General features: G+C 67.1%; 23 protein-coding genes and 3 pseudogenes. 19 read left to right on the forward strand and 7 right to left on the reverse strand.

Features of this window, described 5'->3' with window-relative positions; translation table 11 throughout:
* Positions 1-154: 154 nt before the first annotated feature.
* From ACIP9H_RS34290 to ACIP9H_RS34300, 3 genes are all read right to left on the reverse strand, one after another.
* The gene (locus ACIP9H_RS34290) at positions 155-1,000 is read right to left on the reverse strand and encodes a GNAT family N-acetyltransferase (RefSeq protein ID WP_401963001.1); all 846 of its coding nucleotides are present in this window, start codon (positions 998-1,000) and stop codon (positions 155-157) included.
* A gap of 322 nt (positions 1,001-1,322) precedes the next feature.
* Positions 1,323-1,757, reverse strand: coding sequence for an HIT family protein (locus tag ACIP9H_RS34295; protein ID WP_401963002.1), 435 nt, complete (start codon positions 1,755-1,757; stop codon positions 1,323-1,325).
* 85 nt (positions 1,758-1,842) lie between these two features.
* Positions 1,843-2,058 (reverse strand): tautomerase family protein, encoded by a 216-nt coding sequence (locus tag ACIP9H_RS34300; RefSeq protein WP_401585689.1) that lies wholly within the window; start codon positions 2,056-2,058, stop codon positions 1,843-1,845.
* A 266-nt stretch (positions 2,059-2,324) separates the two neighbouring features.
* On the opposite strand from ACIP9H_RS34300, the gene ACIP9H_RS34305 reads away from it, so the two are divergent.
* The 3 genes from ACIP9H_RS34305 to ACIP9H_RS34315 all read left to right on the forward strand — a co-directional run bounded on the left by ACIP9H_RS34305 (position 2,325) and on the right by ACIP9H_RS34315 (position 4,449).
* Entirely contained in the window at positions 2,325-3,401 is a 1,077-nt protein-coding gene (locus ACIP9H_RS34305) for a class I SAM-dependent methyltransferase (RefSeq protein WP_401585692.1), read from the forward strand.
* 96 nt (positions 3,402-3,497) lie between these two features.
* Positions 3,498-3,749 (forward strand): hypothetical protein, encoded by a 252-nt coding sequence (locus ACIP9H_RS34310; protein ID WP_401585695.1) that lies wholly within the window; start codon positions 3,498-3,500, stop codon positions 3,747-3,749.
* A gap of 184 nt (positions 3,750-3,933) precedes the next feature.
* The gene (locus ACIP9H_RS34315; protein ID WP_401963004.1) at positions 3,934-4,449 is read left to right on the forward strand and encodes a DUF1877 family protein; all 516 of its coding nucleotides are present in this window, start codon (positions 3,934-3,936) and stop codon (positions 4,447-4,449) included.
* 118 nt (positions 4,450-4,567) lie between these two features.
* Here ACIP9H_RS34315 and ACIP9H_RS34320 read toward each other — a convergent pair whose 3' ends face one another.
* Positions 4,568-5,047: an HIT family protein gene (locus ACIP9H_RS34320; RefSeq protein WP_401585701.1), complete on the reverse strand. Its 480-nt coding sequence runs from the start codon at positions 5,045-5,047 to the stop codon at positions 4,568-4,570.
* 39 nt (positions 5,048-5,086) lie between these two features.
* Positions 5,087-5,858 (reverse strand): annotated as a pseudogene (locus tag ACIP9H_RS34325) (site-specific integrase); the annotation flags it as partial.
* Here ACIP9H_RS34325 and ACIP9H_RS34330 point away from each other — a divergent pair.
* The 7 genes from ACIP9H_RS34330 to ACIP9H_RS34360 all read left to right on the forward strand — a co-directional run bounded on the left by ACIP9H_RS34330 (position 5,824) and on the right by ACIP9H_RS34360 (position 12,418).
* Entirely contained in the window at positions 5,824-6,873 is a 1,050-nt protein-coding gene (locus ACIP9H_RS34330) for a polyprenyl synthetase family protein (RefSeq protein WP_401963006.1), read from the forward strand. The pseudogene ACIP9H_RS34325 and the gene ACIP9H_RS34330 sit on opposite strands and share 35 nt — an antisense overlap.
* 150 nt (positions 6,874-7,023) lie before the next feature.
* Positions 7,024-7,269, forward strand: a complete 246-nt coding sequence (locus ACIP9H_RS34335; RefSeq protein ID WP_401963062.1) for a TetR/AcrR family transcriptional regulator — start codon at positions 7,024-7,026, stop codon at positions 7,267-7,269.
* Between the two features lie 607 nt (positions 7,270-7,876).
* Positions 7,877-8,476, forward strand: coding sequence for a molybdopterin-dependent oxidoreductase (locus ACIP9H_RS34340; RefSeq protein WP_401585708.1), 600 nt, complete (start codon positions 7,877-7,879; stop codon positions 8,474-8,476).
* The gene (locus tag ACIP9H_RS34345) at positions 8,446-9,201 is read left to right on the forward strand and encodes a ferredoxin reductase (RefSeq protein WP_401585710.1); all 756 of its coding nucleotides are present in this window, start codon (positions 8,446-8,448) and stop codon (positions 9,199-9,201) included. The genes ACIP9H_RS34340 and ACIP9H_RS34345 overlap by 31 nt, the downstream gene beginning before the upstream one ends.
* 326 nt (positions 9,202-9,527) lie before the next feature.
* Entirely contained in the window at positions 9,528-10,934 is a 1,407-nt protein-coding gene (locus ACIP9H_RS34350; RefSeq protein WP_401963009.1) for an FAD-binding oxidoreductase, read from the forward strand.
* Between the two features lie 578 nt (positions 10,935-11,512).
* Positions 11,513-11,977: a DUF5709 domain-containing protein gene (locus ACIP9H_RS34355; RefSeq protein WP_401963011.1), complete on the forward strand. Its 465-nt coding sequence runs from the start codon at positions 11,513-11,515 to the stop codon at positions 11,975-11,977.
* A gap of 60 nt (positions 11,978-12,037) precedes the next feature.
* Positions 12,038-12,418 carry a transposase gene (locus tag ACIP9H_RS34360; protein ID WP_401963012.1) on the forward strand — a complete coding sequence of 127 codons (381 nt, stop codon included), beginning with the start codon at positions 12,038-12,040 and terminating at the stop codon, positions 12,416-12,418.
* Positions 12,419-12,986: 568 nt separating this feature from the next.
* Here ACIP9H_RS34360 and ACIP9H_RS34365 read toward each other — a convergent pair.
* Positions 12,987-13,091, reverse strand: a pseudogene (locus ACIP9H_RS34365) (peptide-methionine (R)-S-oxide reductase); the annotation flags it as partial.
* A gap of 987 nt (positions 13,092-14,078) precedes the next feature.
* Here ACIP9H_RS34365 and ACIP9H_RS34370 point away from each other — a divergent pair.
* The 6 genes and pseudogenes from ACIP9H_RS34370 (at position 14,079) to ACIP9H_RS34395 (ending at position 20,307) form a co-directional block, all read left to right on the forward strand.
* Complete coding sequence (locus ACIP9H_RS34370; protein WP_401963013.1) at positions 14,079-15,062, forward strand: zinc-binding alcohol dehydrogenase family protein; 984 nt, start codon at positions 14,079-14,081, stop codon at positions 15,060-15,062.
* A 144-nt stretch (positions 15,063-15,206) separates the two neighbouring features.
* Complete coding sequence (locus ACIP9H_RS34375; RefSeq protein WP_401585723.1) at positions 15,207-15,428, forward strand: hypothetical protein; 222 nt, start codon at positions 15,207-15,209, stop codon at positions 15,426-15,428.
* Between the two features lie 78 nt (positions 15,429-15,506).
* Positions 15,507-15,764 carry an MmcQ/YjbR family DNA-binding protein gene (locus ACIP9H_RS34380; protein WP_401585726.1) on the forward strand — a complete coding sequence of 86 codons (258 nt, stop codon included), beginning with the start codon at positions 15,507-15,509 and terminating at the stop codon, positions 15,762-15,764.
* Between the two features lie 199 nt (positions 15,765-15,963).
* Positions 15,964-17,279, forward strand: a pseudogene (locus tag ACIP9H_RS34385) (FAD-dependent oxidoreductase).
* Complete coding sequence (locus tag ACIP9H_RS34390) at positions 17,164-17,424, forward strand: hypothetical protein (protein ID WP_401963063.1); 261 nt, start codon at positions 17,164-17,166, stop codon at positions 17,422-17,424. The pseudogene ACIP9H_RS34385 and the gene ACIP9H_RS34390 overlap by 116 nt, the downstream one beginning before the upstream one ends.
* 588 nt (positions 17,425-18,012) lie before the next feature.
* Entirely contained in the window at positions 18,013-20,307 is a 2,295-nt protein-coding gene (locus ACIP9H_RS34395) for a SpoIIE family protein phosphatase (protein WP_401963015.1), read from the forward strand.
* 525 nt (positions 20,308-20,832) lie between these two features.
* Here the strand turns inward: ACIP9H_RS34395 and ACIP9H_RS34400 are convergent.
* Positions 20,833-21,471, reverse strand: coding sequence for a TetR/AcrR family transcriptional regulator (locus ACIP9H_RS34400; protein ID WP_401963017.1), 639 nt, complete (start codon positions 21,469-21,471; stop codon positions 20,833-20,835).
* A gap of 132 nt (positions 21,472-21,603) precedes the next feature.
* On the opposite strand from ACIP9H_RS34400, the gene ACIP9H_RS34405 reads away from it, so the two are divergent.
* The 3 genes from ACIP9H_RS34405 (at position 21,604) to ACIP9H_RS34415 (ending at position 24,853) form a co-directional block, all read left to right on the forward strand.
* Entirely contained in the window at positions 21,604-22,137 is a 534-nt protein-coding gene (locus ACIP9H_RS34405) for a carboxymuconolactone decarboxylase family protein (RefSeq protein WP_401585733.1), read from the forward strand.
* Positions 22,138-22,279: 142 nt separating this feature from the next.
* A complete protein-coding gene (locus ACIP9H_RS34410) occupies positions 22,280-22,930 on the forward strand; it encodes a nitroreductase family protein (protein WP_401585735.1) in 651 nt (216 codons plus the stop codon).
* A 636-nt stretch (positions 22,931-23,566) separates the two neighbouring features.
* Entirely contained in the window at positions 23,567-24,853 is a 1,287-nt protein-coding gene (locus tag ACIP9H_RS34415) for an MFS transporter (RefSeq protein WP_401963020.1), read from the forward strand.
* Positions 24,854-24,878 lie beyond the last annotated feature (25 nt).

Here is a 24,878-nt window from a genome sequence, read left to right on the forward strand (position 1 = left end):
AGAGGAGGTCGAGACGCAGCCACAGGACACCTCTCAAGCGCCTGTCCCACATTCCGCGGCCGGCGTCACTGGATGGCCGCCGCATCGGCAGCCGACAACGACCAGCCCCTAAGGTTCGCTTGCCCGGGCACGCGCTACCAGGGCGAACCGTGGCTCAAGCGAAGTCGAACGAGGCGAAGTCGGCGACCGGACGGTACCCGATGCGCTGGTAGAGCGCGTTGCTCGTCGGGTTCGCCAGGTCCGTGAACAGCACGACCTCCGCTGCTCCGGCGGCCAGCGCGGCTCGGCTCACTTCTGCCGTCACCGCGCCCGCGTACCCGCGACCGCGCAGCTCGGCCGGGGTGTAGACGGGCTCCACGCGGACCTGGCCCGCGACCATCGGCGTCACGCCCGCCATCGACACGGGGGTGCCGTCCGAGGTCTCCCAGAACGTGAAGCGCCGGTAACCGGCCGACGGGCCGGTGCCCCCGGCGGGGGCCTCTCCGGTCGCCACCGCGAAGTCGTCGTGCCACTGGGCCAGGCGCTCCTTGTCCTCGACGCCGGCGACGCGGCTGCGGCCCTCCGGGGCGGGCTCGGGCGAGGTGAACGTTCCGAGGCGGTACAGGCGTCGCCGCTGAACGAGTACCGGCACCGCCCCGGTGCGGCGCCCCCAGGCATCAGCGAACGCGACCGCCGTGTCGTCGACCGCGGTGACGCCCGGCAGTCGGTGGCCGAGGTGAGACAGGCGGGCCGCGAGCACGTCGGCCTGGTCGACGGTGAGCTCGGTGAGGTTCAGCCGGCGGGGCGGTGTGCGGAAGAAGGCGGCGGCCACATCGCCCCCGTGCTCCAGGCTGCCGAAGACGGGGGCCTGGGCGCCGTTCGAGGCCGCTCCACGCGCGCGCAAAACCTCCGTCACCGTGAGCAGCAGCGTGTGCAGGGCGGGACGGGAGTGCAGGAAGTCCCCGGCCCCGGCAAGGAAGCCGTCGACGTCTTCGGTGAGCTGCCAGTCATCCACCCGCATACCCGGGACTCCTCACGGTCGGCGCACGACGGTGGCCCCGTCGCGACGGGGGAGAAACGACGGAGCCACCACGGCCAGTGTGCGGCGAAACTCCACAACACCGGGGGCAGTTCAGCCAAGTGCCTGCTCAGCGCGTCCTGTGCCGTCAACGTCCGCGACGTGCGGCTCGACGTACAGTGCGAAGGTCCTCTTCACGGGTTGGGCCCGACGCCGGGGTGCGCCACCCTGACTGGCGGCCAGAAAGACTTCTCGGCCCCCAGTGGATCAGCGTTGGGGGCGTACACATGGATGGAAACGTGGAGACATCTTGCCGGGTCAAAGTTCACGGCCCGGCTCCGGCGTCTCGAGCTTGTTCATGACCGAGCTCGAGCAAGGCGGCACGGAGCTTTGCCGCGGCCTCGTCCAAAGCTGATGCCTCTGCCTCCCTGATGTCACTGAAGTCGAAGTCGGGCATGCCCCAGACGGGAGCCACATGTATGTGCAGGTGAGGCACCTCGAAGCCCGCGATCACGAGCCCGGCCCGCGGAGCATTCCAGGCCCGCATCACCCCCTGCCCGACAGCCTGAGCCACCTCGAAGCAACGCGCCAGGAGGACCCCGTCAACATCCGTCCATCGGTCGACCTCACTGCGGGGCACAACAAGAGTGTGGCCGGGCCGCAACGGGGCGATGGTGAGGAATGCGGTGATCTCTGGATCTTGCCAGACGAAACGTCCAGGCAGCTCACCGGCGATGATACGGGAAAACAAAGTCGCCATACATGGTCCAAGCGTGGGTCTGAGGCGCTCATTCCTATGATCGTCGGGCCGGCCGGGTTGACCTCGATTCCTCTGAGGTCAATGCTCAACCTCCGGACATTTTCTGCACGTCCTCCTTTGTCACGGGGGTTCCGGCAATCCCCCAGGACCCGCTCTCCACCTCCTCGAACGTGACCACCACCACACTCCGAAGATGCTCTCCGCCTATTTCAACGAGCGCATCCGTCAGCTTGGATATGATCTCCCGCTTCTGCTGCTCGTCGTAAACGCCTTCAATTGCCTTCACTTGAATGAGCGACATGGAATCCTCCATAAGCCCTGGAACACCAGGCTAGGCGATGTCACGCGATGCGCAAATCGAGCGGCCCCAGCGTGAGGCGGGATGCCGACCAGGCCGGAACACGCAGGAACCACAGCTCCGTTCACCCTCCGAGGCGTCGGCGCGACTGCGTGTCGGCCGTGCCCGGATCACCTACTTCGACGTGCGGGAACAAACGCCCGTATCGAAGACCGCTGTTACTGTTTCCATGGTGTGGCAAATCACTGCACACGGAGAGGGTTGCGGTCATGACGCAAAGTTCTGAAGCCGTGGATCCGGAGCGGGTGATGGCGTTTCTGGGACGCGTCGTCGGAGATGGTGCGGCCGCCGTTGCCGGACTGTCGACCTCAATAGGAGGGCGGCTCGGACTGTACACGGCGATGGCGGGGGCAGGTCCGATGACCTCAGCGCAGCTGGCCGAGCGGACCGGTCTTGTCGAGCGATACGTGCGGGAGTGGCTGGACACCCAGGTGGCAGGCGAGTACGTACTCTTCGATGCCGAGGCGAACACCTATTCTCTGCCGGCCGAGCACGCGGCGGTTCTCGCCGACCCTGCTTCGCCTGCCTACGCCATGGGCCTGTTCGCGTTGCTGAAGGCCCTGTACGCCACAGAGGAAGCCCTGGTGGAGGCATTCCTCGGGAGACAGGATGTGGGGTGGCAGCACCACTCCGATGCGCTCTTCGAAGGCGTTGCGGCGTTCTTCCGCCCCACGTACGCAGCATCGCTGGTGGATGAATGGCTGCCGTCACTCGACGGCGTCGTGAACAAGCTGGAGCATGGGGCGTCGGTGGCGGACGTGGGCTGTGGTTACGGATACTCCACTCTCCTGATGGCCGAGGCCTACCCGAAATCCCGCTTCTACGGTTTCGATTTCCACGAACCGTCGATCAAAGCGGCACGTGAACTGGCAAAGGAGCACGGTCTGGCTGACCGCGTGACCTTCGAGGCTGCGACAGTCGGCGACTTCCCGGGTGATAAATACGACCTGATCACCTTTTTCGACTGCCTCCACGACATGGGAAATCCCGGCGAGGCGCTGCACCGTGCCGAGCAGGCCTTGGCGAAGGACGGGACCTGCATGATTGTGGAACCGAATACCTCGCATCGGCCCCAGGACAACATCAACCCGGTGGGCCGGGCGTTCGCGGGTCTGTCCACTGCCCTGTGCCTCCCGTCCGCGATGGCACAAAAGGGACCTCAAGCACTGGGCAACCACGCCGGCGAGGCGGCTATGCGGGATATCGCGAGCAGGGCCGGCCTCGACAGTTGGAGGCTGGCGACGGAGGGGCTCATCAGCCGGGTTTACGACGTAAAGCGCTCATGACCCGAATCGGGCAGGACTCGTCCTGCCGACGCTCGATGCGCGCACGGCCGGGATGCGGCTGCTCCACCTGTCAGACGGTCCCGGCACACTGGAGCCATGAAACTGCCTCGCATCCCCTGCCCGACATGCGGCAGGCCCATCGCGGCCCGCCCGGTGGCCGGCACCCTCGGCCGGGGCCGGCTGTCGCGTCACGACGAGCCCGGGATGCGGTCCGAGTACGGCGGGGCTCTGGTGTCGTGCTCCAGCTCCCGCTTGGTCGTGGACCTGCCGACCGGTGCGCACCAGCTGGAGCTCGGCGCCGACATGGCCGCCCCCGCCGCTGAGGAGCCGGCACTGCCTCTCTTCTGACCTGGGCGGACGGAAGACTCGCGGCTACCGGCCGCGCTCGAGGCCCCGCAGCATGAAGTCGTCGGACCTGGTGCCCGGGTGGCGGACGTACGCGGCGAAGACCCCGAGCCCGCCACGAGGTGCAGTCGCCCATGTGCCCAGGGGGCTTCCCTCACCCCGAGCGGCGTTCGCGATACTGCACCGCATGGCGTTGACGCAGCAGCTCGCACGAGTCACCCCCCGCTACCTGGAGCAATGCCGGCAGAACGCGGCAGCCTCTCCCGACAATGATCCTCAATGGGACCCGCCGCGGGACGACACCCTTGACCTGGACTGGGCGATCTGGGGTCTGATCAGCTTCTTCCGGTGGGCTCACGTCGACAAGGAGCACCTCGACGCGCTCGACCGAAGCATCTCCGGGGACAACAGCAGTGACGTGGCATGTCTCGACCATCCCGAGGTCTATGACGGATTCGATGCCCCACCCGCACTGCTCACGCACACGGAAGTTGCCCAAATCGCCGACACCCTCAACGCCATCGACCTGGACCAGGCTCTGAGCCTGCTTCCCTCGAACAGCGCGGAAGCGGCCCAAGCCTGCGGATTCGAGGGATTCAACGGACACCCTCACGACTACCTGGTCCAGCATTTCACCGCGCTGCGGAGCTTCTACAACACCGCCGCCCAACGAGGCCTCGCCGTCGTCACCTGGGTCGACTGAACCCGATTTTCGGGCCGCCACCTCCGCAGCCTCGGTCGAGCGGACCGAGCCGCCCGCCTGACCGGGCGGCTGAGCGAGCGGCCTGCCATCCGTGGCGGGTGGGGGGCCGCTGTCGTGGTCAGGCCACCGAGCGCAGCCGGTCCAGTTCGCCGCTGATCGCATCCCGCAGTACGTCGTGCTGCGGACCGAGCCTGAACTGCTCGTCACTCCACCGCTCTCGCGGATAGAGCCACACCGGGGCGCCCGCTGCATCTGCCGGCTCCCACTCGAACCGCGGCCAGACATGCGCGTGCAGGAACGGGTCCGTGTTTCCCAGGATCTCCAGGTTGATCCGCCGGAAGGCCGGGTCCAACCGCCGACAGGCACGCTCGACCGCCTCGCCGAGCTGGTCCATGTCCGACAGGAACGACAGCCGCTTCGCCCTCGGCAAGTCCGAGAGCCGCTGCACCTCTGGCTCGTCCACCAGCAGAACCGAGTAGCCGGGCAGGAACTGCACATCTCCGATCACCGCGAACCCCGCCGTCAGTCGACGCAGCACAGTCGGGTTCCCACCCCTCAGCGCAGCCCCGATTCGGTCCATTCGCCAGTCACCGGTCATGGCGGGAATCTACGCGCCCGTCCTGGCGAGGAGCGGTCGTCACCGCTCGGAGGTGGCAAGCGGGACCTGGTCCACAACGTAGCGGCGCGGCCTGGTGCGGAGGGCATGCGGTGCGCCGCTTCTTGCAGGGGCGGCAGGATGAGCAGCAGCTCTTTCTCCGATGGTCCGGTCCACGTCCTGAAGCAGTGAGGTGTACGTCTCGGAGGCGAGTTGAATGGTCGAGTGTCGCAACGTCTCCTTGATGGCATGGAGGTCACCCCCCTCCCGCGTGAATGAGAGTGGCAGCACAGTGCCGCAAATCCCGCAAGTTGATCGGCGGCAGATCCGCACGTCGACAGATCCGTCGGAACTCGCGTGACACCCGCTCGGGGTGCAGCCAGGTTCCGTCCGGTTCGACGAACACCTTGTCTGTCACCGGCCAGTCCGTCACCTCCCGGTCGGCCGCTCGAGCCCGAGCGGCCTCTGCATTCCACACCTCGCGCTCGGCGAGTTTTCGCGCCCGATGCTCACGCAAGACGTCCACCGTCAAGGAGTCCAAGGCGATCGTCGCCGCGCTGCCGTCGGTCTTCGGCTCGTCCTCGAAGACTGACCGACTGTCGACGATGATCTCCTTGGCGATGGTGATGTGCCCGCCGTCAAGGTCGACGTTTCGCCAGTCCTGACCCAGACCCTCCCCTCGGCGCAGTCCCCGGAAAGCGATGAGGTGGAAGAACGCGTAAAGCCGGGACTCCTCGGCAGCATCGAGGAAGGCTCCGATCTGATCAGGGGTCCGCACCATGACGCCACTTGGCTTCTCACCGGTCTGGCGCCAGTGCGACGCACCCGCCGTCATCAAAGCCGCCGCAGTCGTCGAGTTCATCCACCTGGCATCACTCCACCACGACGACGTCATGGACCAAACCCACGTCAGGCGTGGCGTCCCCACCGTCAACGCCCCATGGGGAAACCGGATCGCCGTACGTTCCGGCGACTTCCTCCTCGCGCGCGCCGCGCAACTGACCGCGCAGCTGGGTGCGGAGGTCATCCGCGCCCAACGATCGGCACTCAGCCGCCTCGTACAAGGACAAGCCCTCGAAGTCCAAGGGCCCCGCCCAGGAGAAGACCTCCTCACCCACTACCTGAAGGTGGTCGATGACAAAACCGGCTCCCTCATAGCCCTCGCAGGCCGCACGGGCGCCATGGCCGCAGGCGCCCAACCCGACATCGTCAAGGCGTTCGACACTTTCGGTGAAACCCTCGGTCGCGTCTTCCAACTTGCCGACGATCTCCTCGACATATCAGGCGACCCCACCTCCTCCGGAAAGGAAGCCGGCACCCACCTGCGCCAAGGCGTCGACACGCTCCCCGTACTGCTTCTGCGCGCAATGCCCCCGATCCCCATGACCCCGCAGACCGCCGGTTGCGCGCCTTGCTCTACGACAGCCTCCACGACGACCGCGATCACCAAGAAGCCCTCGAGCTCCTTCGTCGCCACACCGCGTTCCAGCAAGCCCGCGAGTACACCGCGCGGGAAGCGAGCAAAGGGCGCCAAGTGGTGGCTGACCTGCCCCGCTGCCCAGCCCGCGCCGTACTGCTCGACCTTTACCGGACCGCGGCGACGCGGATTGCCTGACTCGACCGGACCCTTCACGACGCTGCGTGTGTCACGTTCCCCCCTGCCCCGTCCCGCGTCGGTATCGGCGCCGGACGGCCCCAACAGCCCGCGGGCGGCACGGTTCACGCGGAGATGCTGCCCGCGCTGCGGCACTGCCTCCGGCCGCGTCGGAAAGATCCTCTGCCCCGGTCACGGACCACAACCCACCGCAGCCTTGGCAACCTGCACCTGAGGGCGGAAAGCAGTAAGGGGACTGTAAGGTCCATCTGCAGCGGTAGGCCGGCCAATGTGGCGGAAGAGGTACACGACCGACGCGACTCCCGACTGACCGCGCGCGGCCGGGCGACGCGAGAGCGCATCGTGGGGGGCCGCTGCCGACGTGATGTACGTCAAGGGCGTTGCGGCCACGACGCTTGACGACATCAGAACCGCCAGTGGGACCAGCAAGTCCCAGCTCTACCGTCACTACCCCGACAAGGACGCACTGGCGCGGGATGTGATCGCGCTGCAGGCTACGTCAGTACTCGAACGTCAGCACCAGCTGCCGCAGCGGCTCAATTCCTTGTGGGGTCGACCGAACGCACTGCCCTCCGGCCGGGCAGAGGCAGCTCGGGGCGAAAGGGCGTGAGGTCGCGATCGGGCGGCGCCCGGTCAGTACCCGGGTGATCACGTGGCCGGTGCGTTGTGTGGAGAACGGAGACGCCTTCGTCCGCAACCCGGGACCGCGGCCGCCAGTAGGGAAGCGTCCACCTGCAGAGACGCGTGATCCGCTACTCCAACAATGGACGATCTGGTCCCGAAAATCGGTCCGACGTGCTGTATCTTTGAGGAAGGCAGTCCCCCGCGGACGGTCAAGCAGCAAAGCCTCAAGGATCTCCAAGGCGGTAGGCAACATGGATGCAGGCGTCGAGCTCTCGTGCTCGGCCCGGTCCGGCTGCAGAAAGATGGAGTAGGGGCCGGAGCCGGTCAGCCGAGCCAGTGCGCCGTGCCTGCTGCGCTGTTGTTCACGCCGGCAAGCCTGTGAGCCTTTCGAGACTGGTGGAAGACGTATGGGGCGACGAGGCCCCGCCGTCGGCCGTGGGATCCGTGCGCCCCGCCCGGGGCGCATACCCCGGGCAGGTCGGTCGGAGGGCGTCGATCAGGCTGCATACGCACGAGGAGTAGTAGGGCGGGCCTGCGCTCACTTCCGATGGGGCCAGCAGGGCACCACTGGACGACTAGGGATGGCGAGGAACATGGCGTTGATCTCGCGTGGCTTCCATGGGCGAAGGCCGTCGCCCGGCACGAAGCTGCCGCCCGGGCAGTACGAGACGACTGGATTCCCGGTGCTGTCTGCCGGGCCGACGCCCCGCATCCGGCGGGACGACTGGAAACTGTCCGTGACCACGGAGGTCGACAAGGAGCACGTGTGGGACTGGGCAGGTCTGATGGCACTCCCGGCAGAGTCCCCGACCGTCGATCTGCACTGCGTGACGAAGTGGTCGAAGTTCGGCACCGAATGGCGGGGCGTGTCGCTGGACGTACTGCTCGCGGACGTGGAGACGGCCGCCGAGCACGTCCTCGTCACGTCGTACGGCGGCTACACCACGAACATCCCCCTCGCCGACCTGGTCGACGGCAGGGCCTGGATCGTCTACGGCTGCGGGGGCAAAGACCTGACCGCCGAACACGGCGGCCCTGCCCGGCTGTTGGTGCCGCATCTGTACCTGTGGAAGTCCGCGAAGTGGGTCCACGAGATGCAGCTGCGGCGAAGCGACCTGCCCGGCTTCTGGGAGAGGGCCGGCTATCACAACTACGGAGACCCATGGCGAGAGCAGCGGTACCAGGGAGACTAGGCGACCGGCTCCGGTGGCGGATCGCCGAGGTGACAAGTCGACGCGTGGAGTCGGCGACGGCCGTCACTCTGACATTGGACGTGCCGGGCTGGCCCGGGCACCTGGCCGGCCAGCATGTGGACGTCAGACTGACGGCGGAGGACGGCTACAGCACTCAGCGAAGCTACTCGATCGCCTCTGCCCCCAACGGCCTGACCCTCGATCTGACGGTCCAACGCACACCCGGCGGTGAGGTGTCGCCCTACCTCGTGGACGAGCTCGTGCCCGGGGATCGACTCGAACTGCGCGGGCCTGTCGGCGGCTGGTTCATCTGGAGGCTGCAGCAGACGGAACCAGTTCTGCTGGTGGCGGGCGGATCAGGACTCGTGCCTCTCATGTGCATGGTCCGCGCACGGGAGGCCGCCGCCAGCCGGACCCCCTTCCGGTTGCTCTACGCAGTGCGGACTCCGTCCGACCTGCTGTACCGCTCGGAGCTGAACCAAGGGGCGCCGGGGTTGGACACGACGTACCTATACAGCAGAGAGGCCCCGAACGACTCACCACGCCCGCCGGGACGCATCACCCCCGAGGACTTGGCCCGCGGCGGCTGGCCCCCGGACTTCGAACCGACCTGCTACGTGTGCGGGCCCGCCGGGTTCGTCGAGAAGACGGCCGCCTACCTGGTGCTCCTGGGACACGCACCTGAGCGCATACGTACCGAACGCTTCGGCGACAGTGCAGGTTGAGATAGCACTCAGAGGCCAGCAACCCAGAACGACACCCACGCCAAGGGTAGGACCTCGGAGCGACGTTTTCGCCGTTGATGTGACCGCCGCGACGAACGCTGGCCAGGTGCCCCGTCCCGGGATTGCAGGACGCCTTGATGTCGATCGGCCTGCCTCATGGCACCCCAGGGAGATTCTTAGATCAGATTACAGATATCACAAATGGGCCCATTGCCTGCCGGTCGGGTACACGGCCCTACCAGCACCACTGCGGCACCTACTTGCATACGCGGGATCACTCACGGGCGACCGCCCACCCATCCCGCGGCATATTTCACGAGGAACTCATGACTTTTGACGATCCGTTCATACCCGTGTCGGCTGCGGAGGCTGCCGAACTTGCATCGCTGGTGAGTGGCCCGGTTCTGCTGCCCGGCGACGAGGGTTACGACACCGAATGTCAGATATACAACCTAAACCTCTCCCTTGAACCGGCGCTCGCGGTCGGTGCGGCCGACGCGGCCGATGTGCAGGCGGCGATCTCTTTCGCGGCCTGTCAGGGCCGGCCCGTAACGGTGAAGACCACGGGGCACCAGCAGGTCGATCCCGCCCGGGGCGGGGTTCTGATCTCCACCCGGCGTATGAAGGGCATCTGCGTCGATGCCGACAGGCGAAGCGCACGGGTCGAAGCCGGGGTGATCTGGCAGGAGGTCATCGACCGGGCGGCCGCCGTCGGCCTCGCCCCGGTGAGTGGGTCGGCTCCGCTGGTGGGCGTGGCGGGCTACACCCTGGGAGGCGGACTCAGTCCGGTCTTTGGCCGGAGCCTGGGATACGCGGCCGACCATGTCCGCTCGCTGGAGGTGGTGACCGCCGACGCGGAGTTGCGACACGTCACGGCCGAGAGCGACCCCGAGCTCTGGTGGGCCCTGCTCGGAGGCAAGGGCAATTTCGGCGTGGTCACCGCGCTGGAGTTCGACCTGTTCCCGCTGACCCGTTTCTACGGCGGCGGCATTTACTTCCCCGGCGAACACCTCGCCGATGTGCTGCACGCCTGGCGCAGCTGGCAGTCGGACATGCCGGAGGAGATGTCCTCCTCGCTGGCCGTGCAACGGCTGCCCCCGCTGCCCGAGTTGCCCGAGCCGCTGCGGGGGGCGTTCGTGGTGCACGTGCGGTTCGCCTTCCTCGGTCCGATGGCCGAGGGCGAGCGGTTGATCACCCCGCTGCGCGCGGCCGCCCCGGCGCTCGTCGACGCCGTTGGTGAGATGCCCTACACCGCCATGGGCGCCATCCACATGGACCCTCCGGCGCCGATGCCCTACTACGACCGCACCACGATGCTGCGCGCGTTTCCCGCTGAGGCGGCCGACAAGCTGATCGAACTGCTCGGTCCCGGGTCGGACTCCCCGCTGGTGAGCGTCGAGATCCGGATGCTGGGCGGTGCGCTCGACCGTGAGCCCGCGGTGCCCAACGCGGTCTCCAGTCGAGGGCTTCCCTTCGTCCTCTTCGGCTTCGGCGTGGGCTCCCCGGAGCAGGCCGGGTTCCTCGGCGGCGCACTCGAGGAGATCATGAAGGCGATGGAGCCCTGGGCGGACGGTCGCAGGGTGGTCAACTTTCTCTCCGTCGAGGAGGCCACCGACCCTGAGCGGTTGAGCCAGGTCTACGGCGCCGAACGGTACCGGCGTCTGACCGCCGCGAAGAAGGCATACGACCCGACCAACATGTTCCGGGTCAACCACAACATCGTGCCCGGCTGACGGGGACGGGACCCCGGGGGTCGGGCCAACACGTCCAGCCCCCGCGGGGCCCGGCGCGCCGGGCCCCACGTCAAAGCGTCGTCGCACCGGTCACCTCGCCCCGGGGACACCGCTGCTTCCTCCCACCAACTCGCCACCGACCTCGACTGTGGTCGCAACACCGCAGTCGACACCGATGCCGTCCTCGTCGCCGAGAGACCCACCGGCCGCAGAGACTCGGGCACACTCGTGCCAGACAGGATGATCACTCGGCAGATCCTCGCGCGCTTGGCCGCCGATCGATCCGCCGGCCTGTGCCACGACCTGATCCGTGGCAGCCCCGACATCGCCGCCTTTCCTCTTGCAGTGTGACTGAAGGCCACACGTGGCGCTCTGGCTCGCGGCTCCCGAGGACGCGCCCCGTCGGTCGGCCGAGCAGGGGTGCGCATCAGAAGGGCGGCCGACTCATCACCCGGGTGACCACGCCGGATAGACGCCGCGTCGATACCGGGCCGCTTGGATTGCCCTACTTCCGCTGCGCCGTCACCGAGGCGCAAGCACCGAGCCCGTCACCGGGCTCCGACGACATGGAGGCCATAATGGCGTCACCAGACAACCCCCCACCCTACGAAGACCTCACGGACTCCAACCCGTTGCGCTCTCAGGAGGAGTACGACGAGGACGAGCTGGGCGAGGACGTCTTCGACAGGGGCTTTTCACCCGCCGAGACACCCCTCGCTGTCAACGACTGGGGCGTCACCGCGCGGGAGGCCGCCTCCCACGAGGACCTGGAGCATCGGCTGAGGCGCGAGGTGCCGGAAGTCAGCGCATTGGACGAAGGCGACGGGCTGGGCGACACAATCGGCACGGATGGAGAGCTCATCGACGACCAGGTCGGCGACGAGCGTGCGGGGCGACTCCTCGGTTGGGACACGGACGTTCTCGCTGCGGGATACGACGGCGACGACTACTGGGCGCGGGATGTGGGCATCGACGACGGCGCCGCCTCCGCCGAGGAGGCAGCCGTCCACGTGGTACCAGACGCCCGAGGGGCTCTGGAGTGACCGCCAGTCCAGTTGGAGCGCGTCGTCGAACGATCACGTCTCGTAGATCAGGGTTGAGCCATGTGTCGCCATAAACTGTCCGATGCCGAGCCGGAGTTCGTGCGGCCGCTGCTGCTCGATGATGCGTCGCGGCGGAAGCGGCTGGACGACGGGATGGTCTGGAACGGGATCGTGTGGAAGTTCCGCATCGGGCCCGGCTGGCGGGAAGCACCCGGGCGATACGGGGCCTGGACCACCTTGCACACGCAGTTCCGCCGCTGGGCGGCCGACGGCACCTTCGATCGGATGCTCAGGGCCCTCCAAGCGTCGGCGGACGTTGCCGGTGCCGTCGATTGGATGGCGGCGGCCGAGCCCACCATCGTGCGAGCTCGCCAGCAGGACACCCTGCTCCGGACTCACAAGGCGCCGGCGGTAGCGCACCGGCAGCAGGACTCGCCATGAGTAGAGAGCAACTCGACCCGGAATCCGCCACATTGGCGCAAGCGCTCGGGGCCGGTAGCGGGCCGCAGTACGAACAGGCCTGCGCACGGCTCCACGAACTGCTGGTGGGCATCGCCATGAACGAAATGTTCCGCCGGGGGCCCCGATACCGAATTGGCGGGCCCGAGCTGAACGATCTCGCCTACCAGGCGGCAGTCGACGCACTGATGAGAATTACGAAAAAGATTCAGCAATTTCGAGGCGACGCCAAGTTCACCACATGGGCATTCCGATTCGTTGTGCTCGAAGTTTCCAACGTCTTGGACCGCCACTTCCGGCGTGTTTCAAACACCCAACTCGACATTGATGAATTGGCGCAAGTGCCGGACCGCTCCGGTATCGACCCAGCAGGTCACTCGCAGGCGAGAGAGCTGGTCGAAGCCACGCGCAATGCAGTCGAGACAGCACTGACCCCCCGCCAGCGGCGGGTCTTCACCGCCGTCACCAACGGGGTCCCCTTGGAAACGCTGGCCAGCGAGCTGAAGACGAACCGCAACACGCTGTACAAGACGATATTCGACGCCCGTAGGCTGGGCCGGCCAGTGCTGCTGTCGTACTTGTCGACTGAGGCGAAGAGCGGCTCCCCGGACACGACGTCCACATAGATACCGGGTGCCTTGTTGTCCCAGTAGGCGTTGGAGAACGAGGGCTGGTCCAGCCCAAGCGGTGGGCCGTCGAGCGAACGTTCGCCTGGCTCGCCGCCCACCGACGCCAGGCACGCGACTACGACCACGTCCCGCGCACGCCGAAACCATGATCTGCTGGGCCATGATCAGCGTGATAGCCCGCCGATTCACTGGGACAGGACCCGCCACCCGCCGACCGGGACGGCCACGCAGTCCGGGTGGTGCACGGCGACGACGGGGTCGAGTGAGATCCGCTGTCGCCTGGACGTCGAGCCCGTCGTCGCGTGCGTGGAGCAGGGGGACGTGGCCGGCGCTGGTGCCGATGACCCGACCGTCGCGCGGATCGACGCGCAGCATGGTGCGTCCATCGTGGTGAGCAACTCGTTGGTGCGCGTCAACACGGTTGCCGGCGCGGGCTCGTAGCCATGGCGGCGTTGAAGCAGCGGACGATACGGTTCAGTGTCTAAAAGCCGGCGGGGTGTCCCGCTGCAGGAGTTCGTCCGAGGCGCGCATCTGCCGCTCCCTGACCGCGGTCGAGCGTTAAGACCCCTATAGACCTATCAACCCTATCTGCCACAGAGCGGGTCGCGCGTCGACCTGTGCGGGATCCGGAGGGGTGCCCCCCTTTTCGGGCACGGCGGGGAGCTACCAGCCAGGCCCAGACTGGACCTTTTGGTCCTCTTGATCTAGGCTGCGACGCGCCGCGCTTCCGCGAGTTCCTCGCCTAGGACTTCGTCGTTCAGACTCCGGGCATCACACGCAACCGCGCATCGTTCCTCGAATGCATCGCCGAGCCCCGGCCGTTGGGCGCTGGAAGGCTTCACCGAGATCCAAGTCATCCACCAGACCCGCTGAAGGGAGGGAGACCGCTGCACGAGCGTGCCCCGACACGGCTCGGAGTCAGCCCCGGACGTTGCGTCCACACCCACCGGTCCGGCATTCATTCCCGCCGGTACGGCGGCAGCCACCCCACTACGAGAAGAGGCCCCCGGGCGATGTTGACAGCTGAAGCATGGCAGGCGCGGTCATTGGGCGCGCCCGACCAGGTATTGGAACTCATCGAGCGCACCTACGGCGCCCCGGAGGAGGGGCGTCTCCTGATCAAAGTACATGCAGCCGGCCTGGGCCTGCCCGACCTGCTGATGCTGGAGGGCGCCTACCCCGGCATGGATGCCCTGCCGGCCCCGGGACAAGAAGCGGTCGGCGTGGTCGTCGAAGCACCACGCGGCTCCGCCTTCACCGCAGGAGATCGGGTCATGGGCCTCACGCCCTTCACCGAGGGCATCGGGGGATGCGCGCAGTACACGTACGTACGTGAGAACAAGACGCGACGAGTGCCGCAGGTGTTCAGTGACGAGCAGGCAGCGGGATTCATGCTCGCCTTCCGTAGCGCCTTTGCCGTGTTGGTCCAGCGGGTGCCCGTGACCGAGGGACAGACAGTACTGATCAACGGGGCCTCCGGTAGCTCCGGCACCGCGCTTGTCCAGCTCGGCAAGGCCCTCGGCGCCACCGTTATTGCGGTGGCCCGGACCCAGGAGCAGCGAGACTTCTGCGCCCAGATCGGTGCCGACCACACCATTGATCCTTTTGCCACTGATGTGGCCGAGGCTGCACGTGAACTCACCGGCGGCCGCGGGGTCGACGTGTTCTGTGACAGCGTGGGCGCGGAACCAGGCACCCAGGCTCTCAAAGCAGTCGCACGCGGTGGAAGGGTAGCCCTCCTCGGCTATGCCGCGGGATCTTGGCTGACTGTCGACCCGATGGACCTGGTGATGCGAAACTACTCGGTCTCCGGCGTGTACGCGGGAGGGTTCGACGCGCGGGAAGACGCCGAGGCATACGACACTCTCTGCGACCTTGCCGAACACGGTCTCATCACCACACCGCTTGGCAGCGTGCACGATTTCCGTGCCGTCCCCCAGGCTGTTGCGAGCCTGCGTAGTACCCGGATCGGCAAAACCGTCGTCCGCGTCGCCTGACGGCACGACCGACATCATGACGAGTTCGCATCACGACCTTGGCGCCGGCATACGCAAGGGAGCTGCGGACCGTAGCGTTTCCACGGCTCGGCGGGTGACCTTCGTGCTGGCCTTCGCGGGCCTATCAGGGCCGGAGGAGCGCTGGTGTCCGTCGTCGGCGCGGTCGAGGCACGGCCCGCCGACGGCCTGGCCATGGACTTCGTCGTCGAGGCCGACCGCCTCGGACTCGGTGGGATCGTGCAGCGGGTGCAAAACGGACGGCTGCGGACCAACATTGGTGACATCGCGAGCCTCGACGATGCCATCGGCACCCTGAACCCGACCGCGCGACGCCTCGGGAAGACCGTCATCCGCATCCTCCTGTAGGCAGTGGGCGTCCCCCTCCGATCCGCGCCACGGCCATCGGCCGTCGACCGGCGCAAGGACCCCGAACCGACAGACGCCGTGCACGCGAACCCGGCAGAGGAGTTGATCACCTTGGACGGTCAGCAACTGCAGAAGATCGCGCGCGATGTCACCGCGGAACTGCCCGGCACCGACCAGGAGCATCGCTTGGACCCCGACTGGGAGCTCCACAAGGTGGGCGGCAAGGTCTTCATGCTCATGACCGACATGCCGGGACGTCCCGTCCTGATCCTGAAAGCCGATCCGGACGACGCCACAGCCCTGCGTGCCGCCGGCGACTATCCGCCCCTGGGGTGACTCCCTCGTGATGCCGCCGGGATCCCGGGGGCGCAAGTGACGTGTCTCCGAGGAGCGTCGGGTACCCCAACGCCACCGAATGGCCGCTCTTCACCCATGACGGCCAGGCCGAACCGACCGCCCGGCCAGGCCGGACTCGCCGCGCGGTATCACCACCGCCTCGCCCGTCGTCAGACCTTCCCAGGAATGAGAGGCAGACATGAGCGAACCGCGCGGTACCCAAGGAGTCGCGCGTTACGACGTGGTCGTGCTGGGCGCAGGGCCGACCGGTGTGAACGTCGCTGACCGCGCCAGTGCGGCCGGTCTCTCCGTAGCGGTGGTGGAGCAGGAACTGGTCGGCGGCGACTGCGCGTACTGGGCGTGCGTGTCCAGTAAGGCGCTGCTGCGGCCGGTCATCGCGATCGCTGACGCCCGGCGTGTGGACGGTGCCCGAGAGGCCGTCACCGGTCGCGTCGACGCCGGTGGCGTCTTCGCCCGTCGCAATCGCTCGGTCTCCGACTGGGACGACACCAGACAGGCGTCGTTCCTCGAGTCCATTGGAGCCGACCTCTTCCGTGGCCACGGCCGTCTCGACGGGTCCCGTCGAGTCAGCGTCACCCGCGACGACGGCTCCCGGCTGACACTCGCGGCCCGGCACGCGGTGGCCATCGCCACGGGCAGTCGGCCGGCGATGCCCGACATCCTCGGCATCGCCGAGGCCCGTCCCTGGACGAACCGCAGGGCACCCAATCGAGCAACGTGCCTACTCGCCTCGCCATCATCGGCGGCGGCGGCGGAGTCGGTATCGAGATGGCTACCCTCTGGCAGGGCCTCGGCTCTCAGGTCACGCTGCTCGCCCGGCACCGCTTGATCCCGCGCATGGAACCCTTCGCCGGCGAACTGGTCGCTCAGGGCTTGAGAGACGCGGGCGCGGATGTCCGGACCGGCGTCCAGGTGACCGCCCTGCGCCGCCCCGACCCGGAAGGGCCGGTCACCCTCACCCTGGACAGCGGCGGCGAGCTGGAGGCCGACGAGGTGCTGTGCGCCACCGGACGTACGCCCGCCACCGACGACATCGGTTTGGACACGGTCGGCCTCATCCCCGGGTCCTGGCTCGATGTGGACACCACCTGCCTGGTCGAGGGCGAATGGCTGTACGCCCTTGGTGACGTCAACCATCGTGCCCTGCTCACTCATCAGGGCAAATACCAAGCCCGGACCGCCGGCGACGCCATCGGTGCCCGCGCCACCGGTTGCCCGCTGGACGACACGCCCTGGGGCGATCACGCCACCACCGCCGACGAGCAGGCTGTACCCCAGGTGTTCTTCAGCGACCCCGAGGCGGCCGCAGTGGGCCTGAGCGCCGAGCAGGCGGAGTGCTCCGACTGCCGCATCAGGGACTGTCGACCTCGGCTTCAGCATCGCCCAGGGCGCCAGGCTCTACGCCGACGGTTACCAGGGGCACGCCAGGCCGGTTGTCGACGTCGACCGCGAAGTCCTCCTCGGAGCGACCTTTGTCGGCCCAGGCGTCAGTGAGCTCCTGCACTCGACAACCATTGCGGTTGCAGGTGAGATCCCGCTCAAACGACTCCGACACGCGACCGCCGCCTTTCCCACCATCGGCGAGATCTGGCTCTTTCTTCTCGCCGCCTATCAACGCGATCAGGAGACCGACGGATGACCGCGGGGTTGTCCGCGCCCATGCGCCGCACCTAGCAGTGAGGACGCCCTCATTCACCCCACCGCACCGTCCTGCTCGTTGACGCCCGCGGCCGAGATCGTCAACCTCACGCTGGCCTGCAGTAGCGAAAGCCTGCAGATCACTACCAGGCTCTCGCTGAAGTGAGCCGGACTGTGACTGTCCTGTTACTCATCGATGTCATTGCCGGTGTAGCAATCGGGGCCAATCGGCCCATGGCCGGGGTGTTAAAGCGGGTCGCGGAGGGAAAATGCAACTGTGCGCGACGCCGCGGCTGGCCTTGCCCAAGGTCCGGTCGGCTGCACTCTAACGTCAGAATGCGTCGGCTCGTACCGGGCGAGGTCGAACTTATCGATGCCTCCAACCTTCACGGCTGGCCGGTAAGGAATACGACGCCCGCGGACCGTGCCGGTCGCGGACGGACACTACGGCGCGGCATCGAACCAGAGCCCTCTGTAGCGGCAATGATCGATAGCGGCGGCTTTAGCGGTCAGAGCCGAGAGGTGAAGCCATCCGCTGGTGCGGCTGCGGCGTTTGTGATGCGGAAAGGTATAGGCCGGAGGTGCTCACATGCCCAGCGGTGAGGTGCTCGCCCTCGTCGATGAGGCGGGCCGGGTGATTGCGTGGGAACGTGCAGCTGAGGAGCTGTTTGGACTCTCTGCCGCTGAAACCATCGGACGGTCCGTGACTGCTCTCTTGCACGAGATCTCCACTGACGCAAGAGGGCGGGACGGAGAGGGAGCGAAGGCGGCCGCGGTCGTAGTGAAGCCTGTTGTGCAGGCTACTGCTGTCGTGTGGCGAGTTCTCGCGATTGAGCCGTCGGCAACCCGGGATACGGCGATCTTGGCGGCCGTGTTCGATCATTTGCCGGTGACGCTGTATGTTCTCGACGAGCAGTTGCGCATCGTCCGGACCAGCGCAGTCCCCGAGGCGTCAAGCGACACGTCCGCGGAAAGCTTGCTGGGCGGCTCTTTCCCCGAATCCTGGGCATTCAGGAACGTCGAGGAGGAAACCGCTGTTGCGCGATCGGTCCTCGAAAGCGGGGACGCGGCGGTGAACCGGCTCGTCCGCCGGAAGCGCCCATCAGGCCGGCCTGATTACGGCATCTACGCAGTTTCGTACTTCCGCCTGGAAGACTCGAACGCAAACGTACAGGGGCTCGTTGCCTGCACGCTTGACGTGACTGAGCGCGAGAGAGCCAAGGAACACCGAGCGCTTCTGGAGCAGATTCGCGCGAATGTAGGGCATCGTCTGAGTGTCATGGACGACTGCTGGGAGTTGGTCGAGGCCCTGGTACCCGCCTTCGCCGGGACTGCAGTTGTTGAGGTGGTCGAAGAGGTTGTTCGCGGACAGAGCCCCCCGCGGACGCCTGTCAAGAGGGTCGTTTCGCTGCGCGAAGCGGCCATTCGGGGCCGAATTCCGGCAAGTGGAACAGTTCACTCGCTAGATGCCGGCACTCCCACTGCGCGCATCCTGTCTGTCCCTCGGGCCCACCTGATGTCTGTCGAGGAAGCATGTGCGTGGAGGGAGCCGGAGCATGCTGATGAGGTCCGGCGATCTGATGCTCACTCTCTGATCGTGGCCCCATTGACGGTACGCGGTGAACTGCTTGGGGTGGTCAGCTTCTTCCGCCACGAGGGGGAAGCACCCTTTGATGGAGGCGACCTCGACACGGCGTCCGCGATCGCCGCACATGCCGCACTGTGTATCGACAACGCTCGCAGGTATATGCACGAATGGATCATCGCTTCTACCATTCAGAGCAGGATTCTCCCACCACAGCCCGATACACAGGCCACTCTGGAGGTCCGTCATCTGTGCGTCCCTGGCGAAGAAGGTGGCGGCACATGGTCTGACGCAATCGCGCTCCCCGGAGCGCGCACGGCACTGATTGTCGGGGACGTAGTTGGCAAAGGGATCCCCGCGGCCATCACCATGGGGCTTTTACGAACAGCCATCCATACGCTTGCCTCTTTTGACCTGGAGCCCGACGAGCTGCTCGCCCGGTTGAGCGAGACAACGGCGCGTCTCGTCAATGCGCGCGCCGCATTGCCGCCTGTGGATCCGCTGCATCGCGAACCTCTCACCGCCAGCTGCGCCATCTCCGTCTATAACCCTGTAGACCGCATCTGCACCACCGCGTGCGCTGGACTTCCTGAATCTTTCGCGATCTTTCCCGACGGCACCTCAACCAGGCTCCTATCGCAGTCCGGACCTCAGCTTGCAGCATGCGACACTGCACCATTTCCCGCTGCGACGTTCACATTGCCTGTGGGAAGCACGATCGTGATGAGTACGACCGTCGAAGCGTCGGCCGGATTTCTGCGCCCGCTGCTGGAAGCGGGCGGTGCTTGGTCACTCATGGCTTTGTCGGACGCTCTCGTTCAAGAGCTGGGAGATGGCCCACTTCCAGCAGAGACCGCGATGCTGATTGCCCGCACCAAGGCACTGCCCGCGGACCAGGCGCTCACGCTTATTCTGCCGGACGGTCCTGAGGCGGCGTCGATCGCTCGCAGGGCGGCTCGTCGTCAGCTGGAAGTATGGGGCTGCGACGCGGAAATCATCTACACCGGCGAACTCATCGTCAGCGAATTCGTTGGCAACGCCATCCGCTACGGAAGCCCCCCGCTGAGACTCCGCGTGATCCTGGACCAGACCCTTACTTATGAGGTCCGCGACGGTGCGCGAACTTCTCCCTACGTCAAGCATGCCCGTGCTGTCGATGAAACCGGGCGGGGCCTCTTCATCGTCGCGAGTCTCGCCGATCGATGGGGCACCCGCTACCACTCTGACGGAAAGTCTGTCTGGGCAGAGGTGTCGGTCAGCACTGCCAGCGGGGCGCACTCCCGGGCCGGCACCAGTTGAGCGCAGTCAGCTACGGCCCGATACGCCCACGAGGAGAGGTTACGACACACGGAAGCGTTCGGATGTCGCTCCCGCGCCGCGTCGGTTCCCGAGGAATCGAGCCTGGATCGATGTGCCTGCGCCCGTGCGCGCGGAGGGCGATGCACCGGTGCGGGAGAGGGAGGGCCCGGCCACCCGGCGCCTGACCCGGCCCGCGGTCGGGAGGATGGACCTGTGGACCTGTGGACCTGGCACACCCGGCGGGTCCGGCTGGGCGTGGATTCGGAGGGCACGGTGGCCGCTCTCGCAAGTCCCGCCCTGGAGCATGTCCTGGCCGCGCGCGCCCGCGGCCTCCTTCCCGAGGACCTGCCCGTCTTCATCACCCTGTCCTCGCCCTCCCACAACGTGCACAAGAGCACCGTCAGGGTCGTCAGGCCCGCTACGCTGCCGCCCGACTGCGTCAGCGTCTACCGACGCCGCGGCCTTACCGACCTCGTCACGAGACGTTCACACTCCAGAACACGAGGCCCGGGCTTCGTGTCAGGTTCACACGACGTGGTCTGACGTTGTGTAAGCGCGAAGCTGCTCGACCGCGGCATACAGCGCGTCACGCAATGGCGCTACGTCGCGGGCGATCTGCGCGAGGAGGCTGCCTCCCTGGTAGGCGGCGATCAACATGTGAGCGAGTCGCTCCGGATCCGCCGACGCGTCGAGTCGTCCTTCATGTTGCATCCGCTCGAGCCCCGCTCGGAAGATGTCCCGCCATTCGGCGAAGACACGAATGAGGTCGTCGCGGACATCCAGATCGGTCTTGACGATCTCGCTCGCGAGGGATCCGAGGCTGCAGCCGTTCTCGAACGGGCGACCGGAGACGACGTAGAACTCCGCCCACTCCTGGTACGCCTCGATCGTATCGAAGCCGGCGAACCGTTCGCTTCGGTGGAAGCCGAGCACGCTGTCGGCCTGCCAGTCGATGACGGCGCGCACCAGGCTCTCCTTGTTCGGGAAGTAGTGGCTCAGCTGCGAGCCGCTGACCCCCGCTGCTCTTCGCACCAGCTCGTTGTTCGTCGCGTGGACCCCCCGCGTGTAGATCAAGTCCGCAGCGTGCTCGAGGATGCGACCTCGCGTCGCCAGCCCCTTGCCTGTGCGCCCCCGAACATCACGCGATCCATCGTCCATCTGCATGACACCACCCTACCCACGGATTGGGCTCAGCGACCCAACGGGCACGGATTGGGCTTGACAGCCCATTCTGGGTCGCGTTCACTGTGACTGGGCTGAGCAGCCCAGACTGATACCGCCCGGAGGGCCACCACCATGTCTCGTCTCACCACGCCCGAGCTCACCGACGTCGACGCCAAGACGCAGGGCACGCTCGACGCCATCGCCGAGCAGTTCGGCTTCGCTCCGGGCATGTTCACCATGCTCGCTGCCAACCCCAGCGTCCTCGAGATCGTGATGGGCCTGCAGGGCGGCATCGCGAAGCTCCTCGACGCGAAGACCCGCCACACGATCGCGCTGGCCACGTCGCACTCCAACAACTGCGACTACTGCTCTGCGCTGCACGGATACACCTCCGCGAACTTCGGAGGCATGTCCACCGAGGAGATCGAACTGGCCCGTACTGGCGGCTCCACCGATCCCAAGCGCGCCGCCGTCGCTCACTTCTCCCAGCAGGTGATCGAGACCCGCGGTCAGGTGGGTGACGAGGCCATCGCCGCGGTCCGCGAGGCCGGGTACTCGGACCCCGAGATCCAGGCGATCGTCACCGTCGTGGTCGTCACGCTGCTCACGAACTACCTCAACAACGTCAACGACACCGTCGTCGACATCCCCGGTGCCGGCGCGTAACCAGCGATGTCGCGACCGCGTCGACCGGCACGCAGGTCACCCCAATGAGAGCGACGTTCACCACGCACCGACGTGACTCCAGGGCCCCGGAACCGACTCCTGACCCCATCCCATCTTCCCGACAACGAAACGAAAGCCGATCATGGATCTCGAAAACCTGATCACCAAGCACCTCACCCGCTACTTCGACCCGAACAAGAAGATCCCGGAAGAGACCTTCCAGCTCCTGCTGCGCTACCTACGCACCTCGCCGACGACGGTCAACATCCAGCCGAACCACTTCCATGTGCTGGAGACGCAGGCCGGTAAGGACAAGCTTGCGGACGCTCTCGTCGGCCGCTTCGCGGACAACGCGGAGAAGGTGCGGAACGCGTCGCACGCGATCGTATTCACGACCCGCAAGACCATTCCCGACGAGCACTTGCAGGAGATCTTCGCGAAGGAGCGCGCGGACGGTCGCTTCCCGGACCCGGAGATCCAGAAGGGATGGGAGACCGGAGCGTCCGACTTCGTGGAGATCCAATCGGAAAACTATGGCGGCGACGTGCTCCATTGGTTGGAGAAGAACACGTACCTCGTGGTCGGCGCGACCATGATGGCCGCCGCTTCTCTCGGAGTCGCCGCCACCCCGCTGGAAGGGTTCGACCGCGCGACGATCAACGAAGCGTTCGGCCTCACCGACACCGACTTCACCACGACGCTGCTCGTCGTGCTCGGGTACCCGGACGAGACGCGCGTCTCCCGCCAGCCGGTCTCGCGCTTCGACGCCGAGAAGATCTTCACCCACATATGACGAACTGAGCGGGTGCGCGACGCGGTTGCCTGCGATGTTGATGGCCAAGGACGCCACTGGAACCTGCAGCGCATCAGTGGTTGCCGGACCGTGCATCCCCGTCGCGGTCCGGTAACCGCGTTGCTGGCCTCGCAGGCCCGGTCCGCCGGCGGACGCCAGGGCCTGCGATTGGAGGACTTCGGTGATGGCGTACTCGGTGCGCGCGTCCATCGAGACGTCGTAGGCCCTGGTGACCTGCTGAACCCGAGCGATGGCTCTGCGGACGCCTGAGACGCTGCCGGCGGTGTGCTCGATGGCCATCCAGTCGCGGTAGAGGACTTCGGCGGACCGCCCGCCCAGGCAGTACGAGGCCTTGCTGTAAGAATGGCCGGCCTCGAGCCCCGCATACGCCCCGCAGCGACGATCGCGCTGTTCAGAGGAACCACGGCTCCGCTGTTCGTTTCCGGGCGCTGTTCCTCTACGCTCCAGGAAGTCATCAACTACCGCATGACTTCTGCCCGGTGACGGAGTCGGCGTGGGGTGCGCGTCCCCGCTCCGCGCCACACTGGACGGCTTCAGGCGCAGCCACGGGTCGGCACATCCGGACGCCGACGACCCCGTGTGGCGCGTCCCGCCGGGCGGCGAAAGGGATGCGACGTGCCTTCGGCGTCGGCGAACTACCGTACTCTGCTGCGCACTCCGGGTGCCGCGGCCTTCTTCCTTCCGGCCGCTGTCGGACGCTTGGGCATCGCCATGACGGGGATCGGCATCGTCTGGCTGGTGCACGCACGCACCGGGTCGTATGCCGCAGCCGGTCTCGTCACTGGCGGCTTCGCTGTCGCGGACGCTGTCGCCGGGCCTCAAATCGGACGCCTCGTCGACCGGTTCGGGCAGAGCCGGGTACTTCTCTGCGCCCTGGGCGCCCATGCCGGGGCCGTGGCACTGCTGCTCGCCGGCGCCGTTCCGAACGTCGTCGCCGGAGTGCTCGTCGGGGCGACGCTGCCTCAGCTCGGTGCCCTGTCCGCCGCTCGCTGGTCCGCCCTTCTGTCCGGTGAACGGGCTGCCGCGCTGCCCACCGCCTTCGCACTGGAAGCCCTCGCCAACGGAGTGTCCTACCTGGCGGGACCGGCCCTGGTGAGCGTCCTCGGTGCGGCGGGCCACCCGGGTGCCGGGGTACTGCTGGCCGCCGCTCTCGTCGTCGGCGGCGGGTTCGTCCTCGCCGTCCAGCGCCGCACCACGCCGCCCCTCAGCGAGCACGCCGAACGCCGACACGCCGGACGCGCCCTGCTCCGCTCAGCATTCCTGCGGCAGGTCGCGCTCGGCCTCGCGCTCGGGGTGTTCTTCGGCGCGACGCAGGTGTCCGTTGCCGCGTATGCCGTCGGACGCGGCACACCGGACGAGGCAGCGCTGCTGTATTGCGCCTCCAACTGCACCAACCTGGTCGGCGGTTGGGCCTACGGAGCACGGCGTCGCGGCGGCTCTCTCCCACACCACCAAGCCGCAGCCGCCGCCTGCCTCACCCTCGCGAGCCTCCCGTTGGCGTTCCTCGGCTCCCCCCTCGCCGTTGGCGCCACCCTCGCCCTGACCGGGCTCGCCGTGCCGGTCCTCCTGATTCTCACCTCCGTTCTCACCGAGTCGTCGGTCCCCCGTGCCGTTCTCACCCAGGCGTTCACTTGGGGCAACTCCGCAAGCGCGGCGGGAGTAGCGGGAGCCGCGGCGGTCGCGGGACGGGTGGTGGACGCGGGCGGTGCCCACGGCGGTTTCGGCGTGGCGGCGGGGGCCGCGGTGATGATGGCGGTCCTGGCGCTCAGTGGTCTGCGGGGCTCATCGCCGGACGCTGCGAGGCCGTCCGCGCTGACGCAAGCCGTTGGGCCCGGCGCAGGGAACCGGGAGGCGTCGGCTGACGCCTCCGCGAGAACACGAAGGGGCTCCTGCCACCGTTGATCGACGGCGGCAGGAGCCCCTTGGG

Origin of the sequence: Streptomyces sp. NPDC088732, from assembly GCF_044751205.1 — a bacterium.
Taxonomy (GTDB): Bacteria; Actinomycetota; Actinomycetes; order Streptomycetales; family Streptomycetaceae; genus Actinacidiphila.